Source organism: Pseudonocardia alni (genome assembly GCF_002813375.1).
In the GTDB taxonomy this organism is placed as follows: Bacteria; Actinomycetota; Actinomycetes; order Mycobacteriales; family Pseudonocardiaceae; genus Pseudonocardia; species Pseudonocardia alni.
Genome location: NZ_PHUJ01000003.1, coordinates 2,801,096 through 2,817,169, shown reverse-complemented (window position 1 = coordinate 2,817,169; position 16,074 = coordinate 2,801,096). Strand labels below are relative to the sequence as shown.

Annotated in this window: 12 protein-coding genes and 2 riboswitches; of the genes, 6 read left to right on the top strand and 6 right to left on the bottom strand. The window is 74.1% G+C overall.

From position 1 onward, the window contains the following. Positions 1–75: 75 nt before the first annotated feature. A complete protein-coding gene (gene mdo, locus ATL51_RS13990; RefSeq protein ID WP_100878833.1) occupies positions 76–1,368 on the bottom strand; it encodes an NDMA-dependent methanol dehydrogenase in 1,293 nt (430 codons plus the stop codon). A gap of 233 nt (positions 1,369–1,601) precedes the next feature. Next, a riboswitch (cobalamin riboswitch) is annotated at positions 1,602–1,811 on the top strand. A gap of 127 nt (positions 1,812–1,938) precedes the next feature. Here mdo and metE point away from each other — a divergent pair. From metE to ATL51_RS13970, 4 genes are all read left to right on the top strand, one after another. After that, positions 1,939–4,248 (top strand): 5-methyltetrahydropteroyltriglutamate--homocysteine S-methyltransferase, encoded by a 2,310-nt coding sequence (gene metE / locus ATL51_RS13985; RefSeq protein WP_301549024.1) that lies wholly within the window; start codon positions 1,939–1,941, stop codon positions 4,246–4,248. A 90-nt stretch (positions 4,249–4,338) separates the two neighbouring features. Continuing rightward, positions 4,339–5,862: an ABC transporter substrate-binding protein gene (locus tag ATL51_RS13980; RefSeq protein WP_100878832.1), complete on the top strand. Its 1,524-nt coding sequence runs from the start codon at positions 4,339–4,341 to the stop codon at positions 5,860–5,862. Further along, on the top strand, positions 5,859–6,803 hold the full coding sequence (locus ATL51_RS13975) for an ABC transporter permease (protein ID WP_100878831.1): 945 nt from the start codon (positions 5,859–5,861) through the stop codon (positions 6,801–6,803). The genes ATL51_RS13980 and ATL51_RS13975 overlap by 4 nt, the downstream gene beginning before the upstream one ends. Before the next feature lie 8 nt (positions 6,804–6,811). Beyond that, a complete protein-coding gene (locus ATL51_RS13970; RefSeq protein WP_157818357.1) occupies positions 6,812–7,618 on the top strand; it encodes an ABC transporter permease in 807 nt (268 codons plus the stop codon). Positions 7,619–7,620: 2 nt separating this feature from the next. Here ATL51_RS13970 and ATL51_RS29405 read toward each other — a convergent pair whose 3' ends face one another. Further along, a complete protein-coding gene (locus tag ATL51_RS29405) occupies positions 7,621–7,752 on the bottom strand; it encodes a hypothetical protein (RefSeq protein ID WP_301549023.1) in 132 nt (43 codons plus the stop codon). A gap of 86 nt (positions 7,753–7,838) precedes the next feature. Here ATL51_RS29405 and ATL51_RS13965 point away from each other — a divergent pair, with 86 nt between their 5' ends. Then, complete coding sequence (locus tag ATL51_RS13965) at positions 7,839–8,831, top strand: DUF6925 family protein (protein ID WP_208622985.1); 993 nt, start codon at positions 7,839–7,841, stop codon at positions 8,829–8,831. Between the two features lie 105 nt (positions 8,832–8,936). On the opposite strand, the gene ATL51_RS13960 is transcribed toward ATL51_RS13965, so the two are convergent. After that, complete coding sequence (locus ATL51_RS13960) at positions 8,937–10,025, bottom strand: ribonucleotide-diphosphate reductase subunit beta (protein WP_100878829.1); 1,089 nt, start codon at positions 10,023–10,025, stop codon at positions 8,937–8,939. After that, complete coding sequence (locus ATL51_RS13955; RefSeq protein ID WP_100878828.1) at positions 10,022–12,907, bottom strand: ribonucleoside-diphosphate reductase subunit alpha; 2,886 nt, start codon at positions 12,905–12,907, stop codon at positions 10,022–10,024. Before ATL51_RS13955 ends, ATL51_RS13960 begins: the two co-directional genes overlap by 4 nt. Before the next feature lie 130 nt (positions 12,908–13,037). Next, positions 13,038–13,240, bottom strand: a riboswitch (cobalamin riboswitch). A gap of 169 nt (positions 13,241–13,409) precedes the next feature. On the opposite strand from ATL51_RS13955, the gene ATL51_RS13950 reads away from it, so the two are divergent. After that, positions 13,410–14,159, top strand: coding sequence for a class I SAM-dependent methyltransferase (locus ATL51_RS13950; protein WP_100878827.1), 750 nt, complete (start codon positions 13,410–13,412; stop codon positions 14,157–14,159). On the opposite strand, the gene ATL51_RS13945 is transcribed toward ATL51_RS13950, so the two are convergent. Both ATL51_RS13945 and ATL51_RS13940 read right to left on the bottom strand, forming a co-directional pair. Then, the gene (locus ATL51_RS13945) at positions 14,160–15,680 is read right to left on the bottom strand and encodes an ABC transporter substrate-binding protein (RefSeq protein ID WP_100878826.1); all 1,521 of its coding nucleotides are present in this window, start codon (positions 15,678–15,680) and stop codon (positions 14,160–14,162) included. Then, positions 15,677–16,063, bottom strand: a complete 387-nt coding sequence (locus ATL51_RS13940) for a hypothetical protein (RefSeq protein ID WP_100878825.1) — start codon at positions 16,061–16,063, stop codon at positions 15,677–15,679. The genes ATL51_RS13945 and ATL51_RS13940 overlap by 4 nt, the downstream gene beginning before the upstream one ends. Between the last annotated feature and the right edge of the window lie 11 nt (positions 16,064–16,074).

Here is a 16,074-nt window from a genome sequence, read left to right as displayed (position 1 = left end):
GCGGGCCCACCCACCCGAGTATCACCTCGGATGGCTGGGCCCGCTGGTGCGACGGTGGACGTACTGACCTGCGGATCAGGTCAGCAGGTCGTCCAGGTCACCGTTGATGGAGTGGTCGACGACCGGGCGGACGGTCTCGAACGTGCACTCCTTCGGGTTGCCCGGGGTGCAGGCGTCGCCGAGGACGTGGTTGGTGATCCGGTCGACGTCGGCCGCGTCACCGACGATGGTGGGCGCGTTCTCGTAGAACTTGGTCGGGCCGGTGCCCAGCCGGTTCTTCGAGTAGGTGTCCTGCTTGACGTCGGCGAACTTCTCCGGGATGCCCACGTCGCGCAGCAGCCGGATGGAGGCGGCGAGCGCGGCGTCGGCGGCCTGCGGCTTGGTCATGCCGCGGGTGTCGACCCCCATCGCCTCGGCGATGTCGGCGAAGCGCTCGTAGACGACCGGCATGTTGAACGCCCACACGCGGGGCAGCGCGATGGCGTTGTTCAGGCCGTGGTGGGTGTCGTAGAACGCCGACACCGCGTGGCTGATCGAGTGGATGATGCCGAGGCCACCGGAGTTGAACGCCTGGGCGGCGATGTACTGCGCGTACATCATGCCCTCGCGGCCGGAGAGCTCCTGGCCGTTCCAGACGGCCTTGCGCAGGTTCTGCGAGGTCAGCTTGATGGCGTGCAGGGCGTTGCCCAGCGACGGCTGGAAGTCCAGACGCGAGACGTAGGGCTCCGAGGCGTGCGCGAGCACGTCGAACCCGCACTGCGCGGTGTAGTCGATCGGGCAGTCGTAGTACAGCACCGGGTCGTCGATCGCGAGGGTGGTGACCGACTGGTCGTCGAACGCGACGTACTTGTGCGGGTTGTCGGGGTCGGTCGTGGTGTCGGTGATGACGTAGGCCCACGAGGTCTCCGAGCCGGTGCCGGCCGTGGTGGAGACCGCGATGTGCGGCGGGTTGGAGGGGTTCTCGGACTTGTTGAAGCCCTCGAACTCGTTGACGTTGCGGCCGTCGTGCGCGACCGAGATGCGCGCGCCCTTGCAGGCGTCGTGCGAGGAACCGCCGCCGATGGAGACGAAGGAGTCGCAGTTGTTCTGCTGGTAGAGGCCCACAGCGTCCATGACGTTGTAGTCCTTGGGGTTCGACTCGACCTTGTCGTACAGCACGACCTCGAGGCCGTGGTACTTCATCGACTCGACGATCTTGTTGACGATGTCGGTGCCGCGCAGGCCCGACGTCATGACCAGGGTCTTCTTGAAGCCCAGCTTCAGGGCCTCCGGGCCGATGAGCTCGTGCGACCCCGGACCCATGAGCGCACGGGGGAACGGGTGGAACTCCTTGATGGGGAACGGCTTGAGCAGCTCGTCTACCTGCATGTCAGCCCTTTCTGAGGCAGGTGGATGGGTCGAGACCGCACGCTATGACCCCTGTGGCCGCGGGCACAGGGGTGATCGCCATTACCCCTCGGGAGACCGGGCAGGTTCCCCCTCCGAACGGAGGGGCGCAGGGTGAGGTCGCCCTCGACCCGGGTGACGGGAAGGGCTTGGCAGTACTGCCAATCTATGGCAACAAGGACCGTTCGGCAACAGTTCGGCCGCCGGGCCCGGGGTAGTGTCGGGTCGCCGACGGTTCGTGCCGGCCCGGGAACGGGGCGTCACGAGGCAAGAGGGAACCCGGTGGGAATCCGGGACTGCCCCGCAGCGGTGAACGGGAACGACCGCCGTCAACAGCACTGGGAGCTCTTCCCGGGAAGCGACGGCCAGTAGGTCTGAGCAGTGCGCCCGTGAGTCCGAAGACCTGCCGCCGGTGCGCGTGCCGACCGGTGCGCGCGGATCCGTGGCCTCGCGGGAGGGCCGGGCGGACGACCGGGCACCGTCGTGCCCGGCGGTCGCAGGCGCCCCGTGCCGGCGACGGGTCCTCCACCGCACTCGCGAGGAGAGAGGGCCGTGAGCATTCCTTCCAGCAGCACCATCGGCAGCACCGTCCTGGGGTACCCCAGGATCGGACCGGACCGGGAGCTCAAGCGGGCGACCGAGTCGTACTGGGCCGGGCGGACCGACGCGTCCGCACTGCACGACGTCGCCGCCGGGCTGCGCCGCGACACCTGGACCGGGCTGCGCGACGCCGGGCTCGGCTCGGTGCCGGGCAACACGTTCTCGTTCTACGACCACGTCGGAGACACCGCGCTGGCGGTCGGGGCGGTGCCGGAGCGCTTCGCCCGCGTCACCGACCCGCTGGAGCGGCTGTTCGCGATGGCCCGCGGCCGCACCGGCGCCCCGGCCTGCGAGATGACCAAGTGGTTCGACACGAACTACCACTACCTGGTCCCCGAGGTCGGCCCGGACACCCGGCTCGCGCCGGGCAGTCGCAAGGCCCTCGACGAGTTCCGCGAGGCCCTGCGCAGCGGGATCACCACCCGTCCGGTGCTGGTCGGGCCGGTGACCTTCCTGCTGCTGTCCAAGCCGGCCGGCGGCGCACCGGAGGGCTTCCGCCCGCTGGACCTGCTCGGGCCGCTGGTCGAGGTCTACCGCGACCTGCTCGCCGAGCTCGCCGAGGCGGGTGCGGAATGGGTGCAGCTCGACGAGCCCGCCTTCGCCGCCGACCGGACGCCGGAGGAGGTCGCGGCGCTGCGCCGGGCCTACGACCGGCTCGCCTCGGCGACCCGGCGGCCCAAGATCCTCGTCGCGTCGTACTTCGGGGAGCTGGGACCCGCCCTGCCTGCGCTCGCCGCCACGGCCGTCGAGGGGCTGGCGCTCGACCTCGTCGCGGGGGCCACCGACCTGGACGCCCTCGATGCGGGAGACCCGGCGGTCCCGGGGCTGGACCGGAAGGTGGTGCTGGCCGGCGTCGTCGACGGGCGCAACGTGTGGCGCACCGACCTGGACCGGGCACTGGCGACGGCGCAGCGGCTGGTCGGCGTCGCGGGGCGGGTCGAGGTCTCGACGTCGTGCTCGTTGCTGCACGTCCCCTACGACCTGACCGCTGAGACGGCTCTGCCCGGCGACGTCGTCGACATGCTGGCGTTCGCCCGGCAGAAGGTCACCGAGGTCGTGCTGCTCGGGCGGGCCCTGCACGAGGGACCCGACGCGGTCGCGGCGGAGCTCGACGCCGCACGGGCCGTCCGGGAGCGGGTCGCCGCCACCGCGCGCCGCGACGAGCGGGTGCGGTCCCGGCTCGACGCGCTCGGCCCCGACCACTACCGGCGCAGTCACGGCGACGTCCGGGCGACGGTCCAGCGCGCGGCGCTCGGCCTGCCCGTCGTTCCCACGACGACGATCGGTTCCTTCCCGCAGACCGCGCAGATCCGGCGCGATCGGGCCGCGCACCGCTCCGGTGTGATCGACACCGGCACCTACGCCGAGCGGATGCGCCAGGAGATCGTCCGCGTGGTGCGGCTGCAGGAGGACATCGGGCTCGACGTCCTGGTGCACGGTGAGCCCGAGCGCAACGACATGGTCCAGTACTTCGCCGAGCACCTCGACGGCTTCGCCACCACCGAGCACGGCTGGGTGCAGTCCTACGGCTCGCGGTGCGTGCGCCCGCCGATCCTGCACTCGGACGTGTCCCGGCCCCGGCCGATCACGGTGGAGTGGGCGCGGTTCGCCCAGTCGCTGTCCGACGCGCTGGTCAAGGGGATGCTGACCGGCCCGGTGACGATCCTGGCCTGGTCGTTCGTGCGTGACGACCAGCCGCTGGGTGACACCGCCCGGCAGGTGGGGCTGGCCCTGCGCGACGAGGTAGGAGACCTGGAGGCCGCCGGGATCCGGATCATCCAGGTCGACGAGCCCGCGCTGCGCGAGCTGCTGCCCCTGCACGAGCGGGACCGGCCCGGGTACCTGGACTGGGCGGTGGACGCGTTCCGGCTGGCCGTCGGGGCCGTCGCCGACGCCACCCAGATCCACACCCACCTCTGCTACTCCGAGTTCGGCGAGGTGGTGGGGGCGATCGACGGGCTCGACGCCGACGTCACCACCGTCGAGGCGGCCCGGTCGCGGATGGAGGTGCTGGCCGACCTCGGACCGGGGGTCCCGCGCGGGCTCGGCCCGGGCGTCTACGACGTCCACTCACCCGAGGTGCCCGGCACCGACGAGCTGGTCGAGCAGCTCGGCGCGGCCCTGCGCCACATCGGACCGGACCGGCTGTGGGCCAACCCGGACTGCGGGCTGAAGACCCGCGGTGAGGCGGAGACGGTGGCGGCCCTGACCAACCTGGTCGCCGCGGCCCGCCTGGTCCGGGACTCGGCGACGACCGGCTGAGCCCGCGTCGCGACGCCCCGCGGCTCCCCGGCCGCGGGGCGTTGCTCACGCGCCATTGATTGAACAGATGATCAGATGTAGTCATATGGAGTGATCGCACGAAAGATGGCCGCGCTGCTCGCGGCCGCCGCCCTGGTGCTGACCGGCTGTGGTGCCGGCACCGGCGGCGCCGGGACCCCGGACCCGGCCGGTGAGCTGACCGTGGCCCTGCAGTTCCCGCCGCGCGCCGACTACGCCTTCGACGCCGACGACGGCGCCCGGCTGCAGTCCCTCGGCGTCGCCGAGACCCTGACCACTGTCGACGCCGACGCCCGCCCGGCGCCGATGCTCGCGACGGGCTGGGAGCAGCAGGGCAACGCCTGGCGGGTCACCCTGCGCCAGGACGTGCGGTTCCACGACGGCACCCCGCTCACCCCGGACGCCGTCGTCACGGCGTTGCGCTACGTCGCGGGCGTCGAGGCCCCGCCGCGGGCGATCCGGGGCATCGGCTTCGCCGTCGCCCCCGACGGCGCCGACGCCGTGCGGATCACCACCACCGAGCCCGACCCGGTGATGCCGCTGCGCCTGTCCAGCGGCAACCTCGGCATCCTCGCGCCCGCCGCCTACGCCGGCGGCGGGGCGCCGCGCTACCTGCGCACCGGGACCGGCCCGTTCGTGCTGGACTCGGTCAGCGGTGCCGACTCCGCGCAGCTGGTCCGCAACGACGACTACTGGGGCGAGCCGGCGGGTGCCGCCCGGGTCACCGTCCGCTACGTCGAGGACCCGCAGGCCCGTGCGCTGGCGGTCCGGTCCGGCGACGTCCAGTTCGCCGAGGGCCTGCCCCAGGCCCAGCTCGACCAGGTCCGCTCGGCCGGGGCCGAGGTCGTCGAGTACCCCAATGCGCGCACCGTTCTGCTGCAGCTCAACCAGTCCGCGGCGCCGTTCTCGGACCTGCGGGTCCGCCAGGCCGTCACCGCGGCGATCGACCGCCCGGTGCTGGCCGAGCAGGTCCTCGCCGGGGGCGCCGCACCCGCGGCCGACCTGTTCGGTGCGGCCGTGCCCTGGGGCGAGACCGCGCCGCCGCCCGGGGCCGACGTCGCCCGCGCCCGGCAGCTGCTCGCCGAGGCCGGCTACACCGAGCAGAACCCGCTCACCGTGCGGCTGTGGACCTTCCCGAACCGGCCCGAGCTGCCCGCGCTGGCGAACGCGATCCAGGCGATGCTCGGTGCCGCCGGGGTGAAGGTCGACATCACCGTCGGGAACTACGAGGCCCAGGAGCCGAAGGTCCTCGCCGGTGACTACGACATGTTCCTCAACTCGCGCAGCTACCTGTCCGACTTCCCGGACGCGGCGAGCACGCTGACCTCGGACTACACCTGCGACGGCAGCTACGCCGTCGACCAGTACTGCAGCCCCGCCTACGACGCGCTGGTCGACCGGCTCAACTCCACCGAGGACCCGGCGGCCCGCCAACAGCTGTTCCGCGAGGCCGCCGCGATGCTGACCCGCGACGCCGTCGGCGTCATGGTCGTGCACCCGCGCAACACCGCCGTGCTGCGCGGCGCCACGGGCTTCGTCCCCGATCCGCTGCAGATCCGCCCGGTGCTGCCGCAGCTCTCCCCGACCACGGGGTGATCGGGCTCCTGCTGCGCCGGCTCGTCGTCGTCGGGCCGGTGCTGCTGGCCGCGTCGGTGCTGGTGTTCGCGCTGCCGCGGCTGGCCGGCGTCGACCCGGCGCGGGCGGTCCTGCGGGCCCGCAGCGCCGAGGCGGTGCCGGACCCGGTGACCGAGGCGCGGCTGCGGTCCTCGCTGGGGCTGGACGCGCCGGTCACCGAGCAGTACCTGCGCTGGCTGGGCGGGGTGCTGCGCGGCGACCTCGGCCACGGCTACGTCGCCCGGACCCCGGTCGCCGGGCAGATCGCCGACGCCGCGGCGGTCTCCGGGCTGCTCGCGGTGCTCGCGCTCGCCCTCGCGGCGGTCGTCGGCATCCCCGCCGGGGTCTACGCGGCGCGCCGGCCCGGCGGATTGCTCGACCGGTTCCTCGGGCTGGGCACGGTCGCCGGGGTCGCGGTGCCGGAGTTCGTGCTCGCCCCCTGGCTGGTGCTCGTGTTCGCGGTGTGGGCCGGGGCGCTGCCGGCGCTCGGCTGGGGCGACCCCGCCCACCTGGTCCTGCCGGTGCTGACCCTCGCCGCCTACCCGGGGGCCCTGGCCGCGCAGCTCGTCCGCGCCGAGACCGCCGGGGTGCTGACCCGGCCGCACGTGCTCGTCGCCCGGGCCAAGGGCCTCGGTGCGCACCGGGTCCTGTGGCGGCACGGCGCCCGGCTCGCGACGACGTCGGTGACCGCGCTGGCCGGGATGTTCGTCGCCGGGCTGCTGGGCGGCTCGGTGGTGGTCGAGGTCGTGTTCGGCATCCCGGGGCTGGGGCGGCTGCTGCACCGGGCCGTCGTCGCGCAGGACCTGCCGGTGGTGCAGGCGGGCACGCTGCTCGTCGTCGCGGTCGCGGTGGTCGCGGGGGTGCTGGTCGAGGTGCTGGCGACGGCGCTGGACCCGGTGCTGCGCTCGGCGGGGTCACGGTGAGGCCCCGGGTGCGGACGGCGTGGTGGGTCGCGGCCGGGGTGGCCGCCCTGGCCCTGGCCGCGCCGGTGCCGATGCTCGTTCCGGCGGGCCTGCTCTCGGTACTCCTGCCCGACCCCGACGCCGTCGACTTCGCCGGGATGCTCGCCGGGCCGTCCGCGGCGCACCCGCTGGGCACCGACCAGCTGGGCCGGGACCTGCTCGCGCGCACCGTCCACGGCGGACGGCTGACGGTCGGGCTGGCGCTGTCCGCGGTGCTGGTCACCGGGGTGTCCGGGGTGGCCGTCGGGTCGCTCGCCGCGGTCGCGGGCCCGGTCGGGCGGGCGGCGATGCGGGTGGTCGACGTCCTGGCCGCGATCCCGGTGGTGCTGTTCGGGCTGCTCGCCGCGGTCGCGCTGGGTCCGGGTGTCGGGTCGCTGCTGGTGGCGGTCACGGTGATCGCCTGGACCCCGTTCGCCCGGCAGGCCTACCTGCTCGCGCTCGCCGAGCGGCAGCGGGAGTACGTGACGGCGGCGGTCGCCCTGGGCGCAGGGCCCGGGCGGGTCCTGACCCGCCACGTCGCGCGGAACCTCGTCCCGCCGCTGGCCGCGCACGCCTGCGTCCGGTTCGCGAGCACCCTGCTCACCGTCTCCGGGCTGTCGTTCCTCGGGCTCGGTGTCCAGCCGCCGACCGCGGAGTGGGGCGCGATGGTGGCCGAGGGCCGCGAGTACCTGTTCGGCGCGCCGCAGGTGGTGCTCGTGCCCTCGCTGGCGGTCGTGCTGACGGCCGGGACGGCCCTGTGGTGGGGGCGCCGGTGGGAACGGGTGGGTGCCCGGTGAGCTCAGGCCGCGTGGCCCTGCCCGCCCGCGGGTTCGAGGGGCCTGCCCAGCTCGGGGAACCAGCGGAACGCCTCCGGCCTGCCCTCCCAGTCGCAGCCGGCGCACTCCGGGCCGGCGTGCGGGTGCTCGTCCACGATGCCTCCCGATCGTTGTTGCCATCACTGTGCAGCAGAGTGTGTCGGGGTGTGAACCCTCCGGTCGGAGGGGCAGGGTGAGGGACGTGGGCGATGGGGACGACGTGGCCGGGCTGCTGAGCGCGTACCTGGCCGACCCGTACGCGGGCTGGAGCATGGGGGCGCCCGGCGCGATCGCGGAGTTCGTGCGGACCCCCGACGAGCCCGTCGGGCCGTCCGGGCCGGGTGCGGTCGTCACCGCGCGCGGCGGGATCCGGATCGAGCCGCACCCGTCGACCCGGCCGCTGGCCTACCGGACCCCGGTCGGCCCGCGCCAGCACTGGAACCACGCGGTCGCGCTCTGTCTGCCCGCGCCCGCGGCCCGCGGGTCCGCGCGGAGGGTCGTCACCGTGCTCGGGCCCGACCGCTCCGCGCTGCGGCGGGCCGACCGCGACGCCGTGCTCGTCGACCTCGGGCTGGGCACGACCACGGTGGACGCCTGCGTGCGCACGGCCGATCCCGACCTGCTCGGGCTGCTGCACCGTGCCGCGGGCGGCCCGCTCGACGGCGGGCTGACCGCCGCACTGGTCGCGGCGGGCCCGCACCGCGTGTTCACCACCGCGCTCGGCCGGGTCGAGGTGTACGCCGCGATCCCGCCGCCCGAGGGCCGCTCCCCGGACGGACCGCACACCCACCTGCTCCCGCACGTGCTGCGCGAGGGCCGCACGCACGCGGCGACCGTGCCCGTGCCCGCCGGTCACCTGCCCTGCGCGCACCTCTACCCGGCGCACCCGCTGACCGACCTCACCGGGGGTCCGATCCCGTTCGACCCGACGCGGGCGGCCGCCTTCGACGGCCTGCTGGAGCGGTTCGGCGACCCGGGCCAGTGGGCGGTGACCGCCGGGGTGGTCCGGGCGGTCGCGGCGGGGGAGGCGCCCGGGCCGCGTCCGGCGACGGCGCCCGGCCGGGCCGCGCAGGCGGTCGCGCTGCGGGTGCTCGCCGTCGCCGGTGGGGCGGACCCGGCCGTGCTCGACGCCTGGCGCGGCCGGACCGGTTCGGACGGGCTCCTCGACCCGAGCGGCGACCGCAACGCCGGCTGACGGCCCTCAGACCTCCGCGGCCGGTTCGGTCGAGCGGGACGTCGGCGATCGCGACGAGCGGCCCGGAGGTGCTGCCGGGCCGGTCACCCGGCCCGGCCCACCCCCTCAGTCCCAGTCCAGCGACCCACCCGTCCGGTACTCAGTCACCCGCGTCTCGAAGAAGTTCTTCTCCTTCCGCAGGTCCATGGCCTCGCTCATCCACGGGAACGGGTTCTCCGGCTCCCCGAACAGCGGGGCGAGCCCGATCTGCTCGGCCCGCCGGTCGGTGATGAACCGCAGGTAGCGCTCGCAGGACTCGGCGGTCAGCCCGAGCATCCCGCGCGGCATGGTGTCGCGGGCGTAGGCGACCTCCAGCTCACACGCCTCGTGCAGCATCGTCCGGATCTCTGCGGCGAAGTCGGCCGTCCAGAGGTGCGGGTTCTCGATCGTGATCTGGTTGATGCAGTCGATGCCGAAGTTCAGGTGGATCGACTCGTCCCGCAGGATGTACTGGTACTGCTCGGCGATGCCCACCATCTTGTTGCGCCGGCCGAGCGCGAGGATCTGCGCGAACCCGGTGTAGAACCACATGCCCTCGAACACCACGTAGAACGCGACGAGGTCACGCAGGAACGCGCGGTCGTTCTCCGGGGTGCCGGTCCGGAAGTCCGGGTCGGACAGGGCCCGGGTCCAGCGCAGCGCCCAGGCGTCCTTCTCGGTGATCGAGGGGACCTCGCGGTACGCGTTGAACAGCGCCCCCTCGTCGAGCCCGAGCGACTCGCACACGTACTGGAACGTGTGGGTGTGCACGGCCTCCTCGAACGACTGCCGCAGCAGGTACTGCCGGCACTCGGGGTTGGTGAGGTGCCGGTACACCGCGAGCACGATGTTGTTCGCGACCAGCGACTCCGCGGTGGCGAAGAACCCGAGGTTGCGGGTGAGCATGAGGCGCTCGTCGTCGGTGAGCCCGCCGGGGGAGCGCCACAGCGCGATGTCGGCCTGCATGGCGACCTCGGTCGGCATCCAGTGGTTGGCGCAGCCGGCCAGGTACTTCTCCCAGGCCCAGGTGTACTTCAGCGGCAGGAGCTGATTGACGTCGGCGCGGGCGTTGATCATGCGCTTGTCGTCGGCGGCGACGGGGGCGGCGCCGCGTGCGATCTCGCCGAGCCCGCTGGTGTCGGCGCCGGTGCGACGGTAGGTGGTCGGGGTGCTCACTGGCAGGCCTCGCAGTCGGGGTCGTCGACCGAGCAGGCGGCGCCCGGGTCGAGGTCGGGGGCTGTGGCGGGCACGGCGGTCGCCGGGAGCGCGGGCACGGCCGCCGCGGGCGACGCGGCAGGGGCGGCCGGGGTGCTCGGCACGCCGGTCAGCCGGCCGTCGGTGCCGGTGAGGGTGGACTTCTCCACCGACGTCGCCGCGCGGGTGCGCAGGTAGTAGGTGGTCTTGAGCCCGGAGCGCCAGGCGAGGCGGTAGAGCTCGTCGAGCGCCCGGCCGCTGGGGGCGGCGAGGTAGAGGTTCAGCGACTGCGCCTGGTCCAGCCACTTCTGCCGGCGCGAGGCGGCGGCCACGAGCCGGCGCGGCTCGATCTCGAACGCGGTCGCGTAGAGCTCCTTCAGGTCGGCGGGGACCCGGTCGATCTCGGCCAGCGACCCGTCGAAGTACTTGAGGTCGGCGACCATCACCTCGTCCCACAGCCCGCGGTCCTTGAGGTCGCGGACCAGGTGCGGGTTGATCACCGTGAAGTCGCCGGACATGTTCGACTTCACGTAGAGGTTGAGGTGGATCGGCTCGATCGACTGCCCGACCCCGCAGATGTTCGAGATCGTCGCGGTGGGCGCGATCGCGAGGACGTTGGAGTTGCGCATCCCCTGTGCGACGACCTTCTCCCGCAGCGACGCCCAGTCCAGCGTGGACGACCGGTCGACGTCGAGCTCGCCGTCGCCGCGGGCCGCGGCCAGCAGCTCGAGCGAGTCCAGCGGCAGGATCCCGCGGCTCCACAGCGACCCGTCGAAGCTGGCGTAGCGGCCGCGCTCGACCGCCAGGTCCGACGAGGCGGTGATCGCGTGGAACGACAGCGCCTCCGCGCTGCGGTCGGCGAACTGCACCGCCGCGTCGCTGCCGGGCGCGATGCGCTGGGTGAACAGCGCGTCGGAGAAGCCCATCATGCCCAGGCCGACCGGGCGGTGACGCAGGTTGGACCGGCGGGCCTCTCCGATCGTGTAGAAGTTGATGTCCACCACGTTGTCGAGCATCCGCACCGCGGTGGTCACCGTGCGGCGCAGCTTGTCCGCGTCGAGCCCGTCCGGCGTGACGTGCGCGGCCAGGTTCACCGAGCCGAGGTTGCAGACCGCGACCTCGCCCTCGTCGCCGGCGCGGGTGTTGAGGGTGATCTCGGTGCACAGGTTCGACGAGTGCACCACGCCCGCGTGCTGCTGCGGGCTGCGCAGGTTGCACGGGTCCTTGAACGTGATCCACGGGTGCCCGGTCTCGAAGAGCATGGTCAGCATCCGCCGCCACAGCTCGACCGCGCGCACCGTGCGGTGCACCCGGATCTCGCCGCGCGCCGCGGCCGCCTCGTACTCGCGGTACCGCTGCGCGAACGCGGTGCCGTAGAGGTCGTGCAGGTCGGGGACCTCGTCCGGGGAGAACAGGGTCCACTCGCCGTCGGCCTGCACGCGGCGCAGGAACTCGTCGGGCACCCAGTTCGCGGTGTTCATGTCGTGGGTGCGGCGACGGTCGTCCCCGGTGTTCTTGCGCAGGTCGAGGAACTCCTCGATGTCGACGTGCCAGGTCTCCAGGTAGGCGCACGCGGCGCCCTTGCGCTTGCCGCCCTGGTTCACCGCGACAGCGGTGTCCCCGGCGATCTTGAGGAACGGCACCACACCCTGGGAGACGCCGTTCGTACCCCGGATGTGCGCGCCGAGTCCCCGGACCGGGGTCCAGTCGTTGCCCAGCCCGCCGGAGTACTTCGCCAGCAGCGCGTTGTTGCGGTAGCCGCCGAAGATCGACTCCAGGTCGTCGTCGACGGTGGTGAGGAAGCACGACGACAGCTGCGGGCGGGTGGTGCCGGAGTTGAACAGCGTGGGAGTGGAGGCCATGAAGTCGAAGCGCGACAGCAGCTCGTAGAACTCGACCGCCCGCGCCTCGCGGTCGACCTCGCGCACCGCCAGGCCCATCGCGACCCGCAGGAAGAACGCCTGCGGCAGCTCGAAGCGCACGCCGCGCTCGTGCAGGAAGTAGCGGTCGTAGAGGGTCTGCAGGCCGAGAAAGCCGATCTGCAGGTCGCGCTCCGGGCGGATCGCGGTGGTGACCCGGTCCAGGTCGAAGGTCGCGAGCTCGGGGTCGACCAGGCCGATCGCGATGGCGTGGCGCAGGTAGTCCTTCGTGTAGGCCGCGTACCGCTCGGCCATCGTCGCGTGGTCCGGGGTCTCCCGGGCGCCCGACAGGTGCGACACGGCCTCGGCGCGCAGCCGGTCCAGCAGCAGCCGCGAGGCCACCAGGGAGTACGCGGGCTCGCGCTCGACCAGCGTGCGCGCGGCCAGGACGAGGGCCTGGGCCAGCTCGTCGGCGGTGATGCCGTCGTAGACGGTGCGGTCCAGCTCGGCGAGCACCCTGTCCGGGGTCACGTCCTCGACGCCGGCGCAGGCCTCGTCGAGCACCGCGGCGACGCGGATCCGGTCCAGCGGGGCCCGGCTGCCGTCGGGGTGGGTGACGTGCACGACCGGGGCGTCCGCGGCGGCGGTGTCCCCGCCGTCGTGCGCGCGGGCCCGGGCCTGCTGCTCGCGGTAGAGCACGTAGGAGCGGGCGACCTTGTGGTGGCCTCCGCGCATCAGGGCGAGCTCGACCTGGTCCTGGATCTGCTCGACGTGCACGGCGTGCGCCGGGTGCCGGGTCAGCGCCGCGACGACCTGGTCGGTCAGTCCGGCCACGAGGTGGTGCAGCCGCGACGACGCCGCGCCCGAGTCCCCCTCGACCGCCAGGAACGCCTTGGTCGTCGCCACCGAGATCTTCGTGGCGTCGAACCCGGTCTCGGACCCGTCGCGCCGGATGACGCGCAGGGCCGGTGGTGCTGCTGCCGGTGCAGCGGTGGAAGCCGTCACGGGCTCTCTCCTCGCGAGTCGCCGTTCCTCCGGGGGCGGGCGCGGTACGAGGAGGCGGTGGGTCCCGTGTCGTCGGCGGCCCACCACACCCTGGCGCCGTCCCACGAGGCCCCGGAGCAGCGCACGCCGGTCGGCGCGCGCACCGGCGGCAGGTCTTCGGACTCACGGGCGCACTGCACGCTCCTACTGGCCGTCGCTTCCCGGGATCGCTCCCAGTGCTGTTGACGGCGGTCGTTCCCGTTCACCGCTGCGGGGCAGTCCCGGATTCCCACCGGGTTCCCTCTTGCCTCACCGGCCCGTGCGGACCGGTGAACCACCAGCGCTCCGGACACTACATCTGGGGTCCGCACACGATCGACCCCCCTATCGGTTCCGGTTTCGACGACCGTCGAGTCACGCACGGTGAACGTCGCCGGTCACGGGCCCGGCGGTCCCTTCCGTTCGACGGGTCCGCGCGGATACCGTCGGTCGCACTGTTGCCACCGTTGTGCAGGAGAGTGCGATGACCGCCGGGACGGACCTCGACGCCGAGCACTGGCTGCGCCGGTGGGACGCGCAGCAGGAGCGCTACATCCCCGACCGGGAGGCGCTGTTCGCGCTGGCGCTCGACGTCGTCGACCGGCTCGCCGGCACCCCCGCCCGGCTGCTCGACCTCGCCTGTGGGCCCGGGTCGTTCGCGGCCCGCGCGGCGGCGCGCTGGACCGGGGCCGAGGTGGTCGGCGTCGACGTCGACCCGGTCATGCTGGAGCTGGCCCGGCGGACCACCGGCGAGCGCGTCCGCTGGGTCGACGCGGACCTCTCACGTCCCGGGTGGACCGACGCCGTCGGCGGCGGGCCGTTCGACGCGGCCGTCTCGGCCACCGCCCTGCACTGGCTGCCCGAGCACGCGCTGCCCGGGCTCGCGCAGCGCCTCGCGTCCGTGCTGCGCCCCGGCGGGGTGTTCGTGAACGTCGACACCCTGCTCGCCGACCCCGCCCGGCCGCGCCTGGCCGAGCTGACCCGGACCCTGCGGGTCGAGCGCACCGACCGGGGACTGGCGACCGGCGAGGACTTCCGGACCTGGTGGGACGCGCTCGCCGACGAGCCCGCCCTGGCCGACGGGTTCGTCGAGCGGGAGCGCCGCTTCGCCGGCCGGGTCACCGGCGGGTCGTCGCTGCCGGCCTGGGAGCAGGCGCTGTCCGGCGCCGGGTTCGCCGAGGTCGGGACGCTCACCCAGACCTTCGACCGGCGGACCCTGGTCGCGATCCGCTGATCACCCGAGCCGGGCGCGCGCGAAGTTCGCCCAGGCGAGCGTGTTCGGCCGGGCCGCCTCCAGCCCGGTGAGCCCGGTCGCCACGCCGACGTTCCAGTCCCGCACACCCCACACCAGGGCGCCCGAGTCGGCGCGCAGCAGACCGAGGATCCGGGCGAACGCGTCGGTGCGCGCGGCGTCGTCGGTGGTGGCGACGGCGGAGTGGTAGAGGCGGTCGATCTCCGGGCTGCGGTAGCCGGTGAAGTCGTAGGTCGGGGTGCTGGTCAGCATCCGGCGTCCGATGTAGTCCGGGATCGGCAGCGAGCCGGTGCTGTTCTGGGAGAACACGCCTTGCTTCCGGATGGCCCGGAAGTAGCCCGACGACGGCAGCGGCCGCGCCGTGACCCGCAGCCCGACCTCGCCGAGCTGGCGCGCGACGAGTGCGGTGGCGGCGTCGAAGGTCGGGTCGGCGCCGCTGGTCTGCAGCTCGATCGCCGCCCCCTGCGCCCCGGCCTCGGTGACGAGCGCGCGGGCCCGCGCGACGTCCCGTGCCACCGGGCCCACCCCCGCCGGGTGGTAGCGCAGTCCCTGGCCGAACATGTCGTCGCCGACCCGGCCGCGCCCGAGCAGCACGACCCGCACGAGCTCCTCGCGGTCGATGCCCAGCCGCACCGCCTCGCGCAGCCGCGGGTCGGAGAACGGTGCCCGGTCCACCCGCATCACCAGGAACTGGCTCGCCGAAGCCGGCGCGGACAGCGCCGAGGTGCGCTGCTCGCCCCCCAGCCGGGCGGCGCCGGTGGGGGTGAGGTCGTGGGCGTAGTGCACCTGGCCGGACAGCAGGGCGCCGATCCGGGCGGCCTCGTCGTCGACGGGCAGGAACTCCAGCTCACGCACGCCGGGCGCGCCGTCCCAGTGGTCCTCCGACGCGGTGTAGACGGTGGACCCGCCCGGGGTGAACGACGCGAGCCGGAACGGCCCGGTCCCGTTCGGACGGTCGGACGACGTCGTCCCGGCCTTGACGATCTCGGTACCGGGCGCGCCCCAGGCCAGCGGGAACAGCGTGTTCGGCCGGGTCAGCACCAGCTCGACCTCGGTCGGCGACACCGCCCGCGAGGCGGCCGCGTCGAGGTCGCGGAACAGGGTCGCGGCGATCGCGGTGGTCGCCGGGTCGGTGATGCGGGCCAGGGTGGCGAGCACGTCGTCGGCGGTGAGCGGGGAACCGTCGTGGAAGCGGGCGGCGCGCAGCCGGATCCGCCACCGCCGCCCGGTCGCGTCGCTCTCCCAGGACTCGGCCAGCCGCGGCTCGGGGGTCATGTCCTGCGACCACCCGGTGAGGGTGTCGAAGCACGCCTTGGCCCGGGCCTGGTCGACGTAGAGCGGCAGGACGTGCGGGTCCAGCGACTCGCGCGAGCCGCCGGTCGCGAAGGCGACCCGCAGCCGCTCCTCGCCCGTCCCGCCGCCGGAGCAGCCGGTGAGGGCGAGCGCGGCGACGCCGAGCGCGCCGGTCAGCACCCGGCGCCGGGACAGCTCGGGCGGGGTCATCCGGCGGCCCGCCCGGTGTCCGAGGCGCGCAGGCCGGGGGTGAACACGTGCCCGTCGAGGACGGCCGGGCGGGGCGCCGTACCCGGTCCGCCCGCGCGGACCCAGTCGGCGACGGCGTCGGTCGTCGCAGCGTCCAGGACCGCACGCAGCCACACGGGCCGCGCACCGGCCCGTCGCGCGGCCGGAGTGGGTCCGACCACGACGACGTCGGAGTCGGCGCACGGGCCGAGGCACTCGCTGGTCCGCAGCCGCGCGTGGCCCTCGATGCCCCGGGTGAGCCGGTCGAGCAGCCTGTCGTGGTGGGGCCGGTCCAGGCCGGGGTGCTTGCGACCGGAGCCGCAGCAGCAGCCGCGGCAGACGATGACGGCGGGGAGCGCGACCATTCCGCGACACT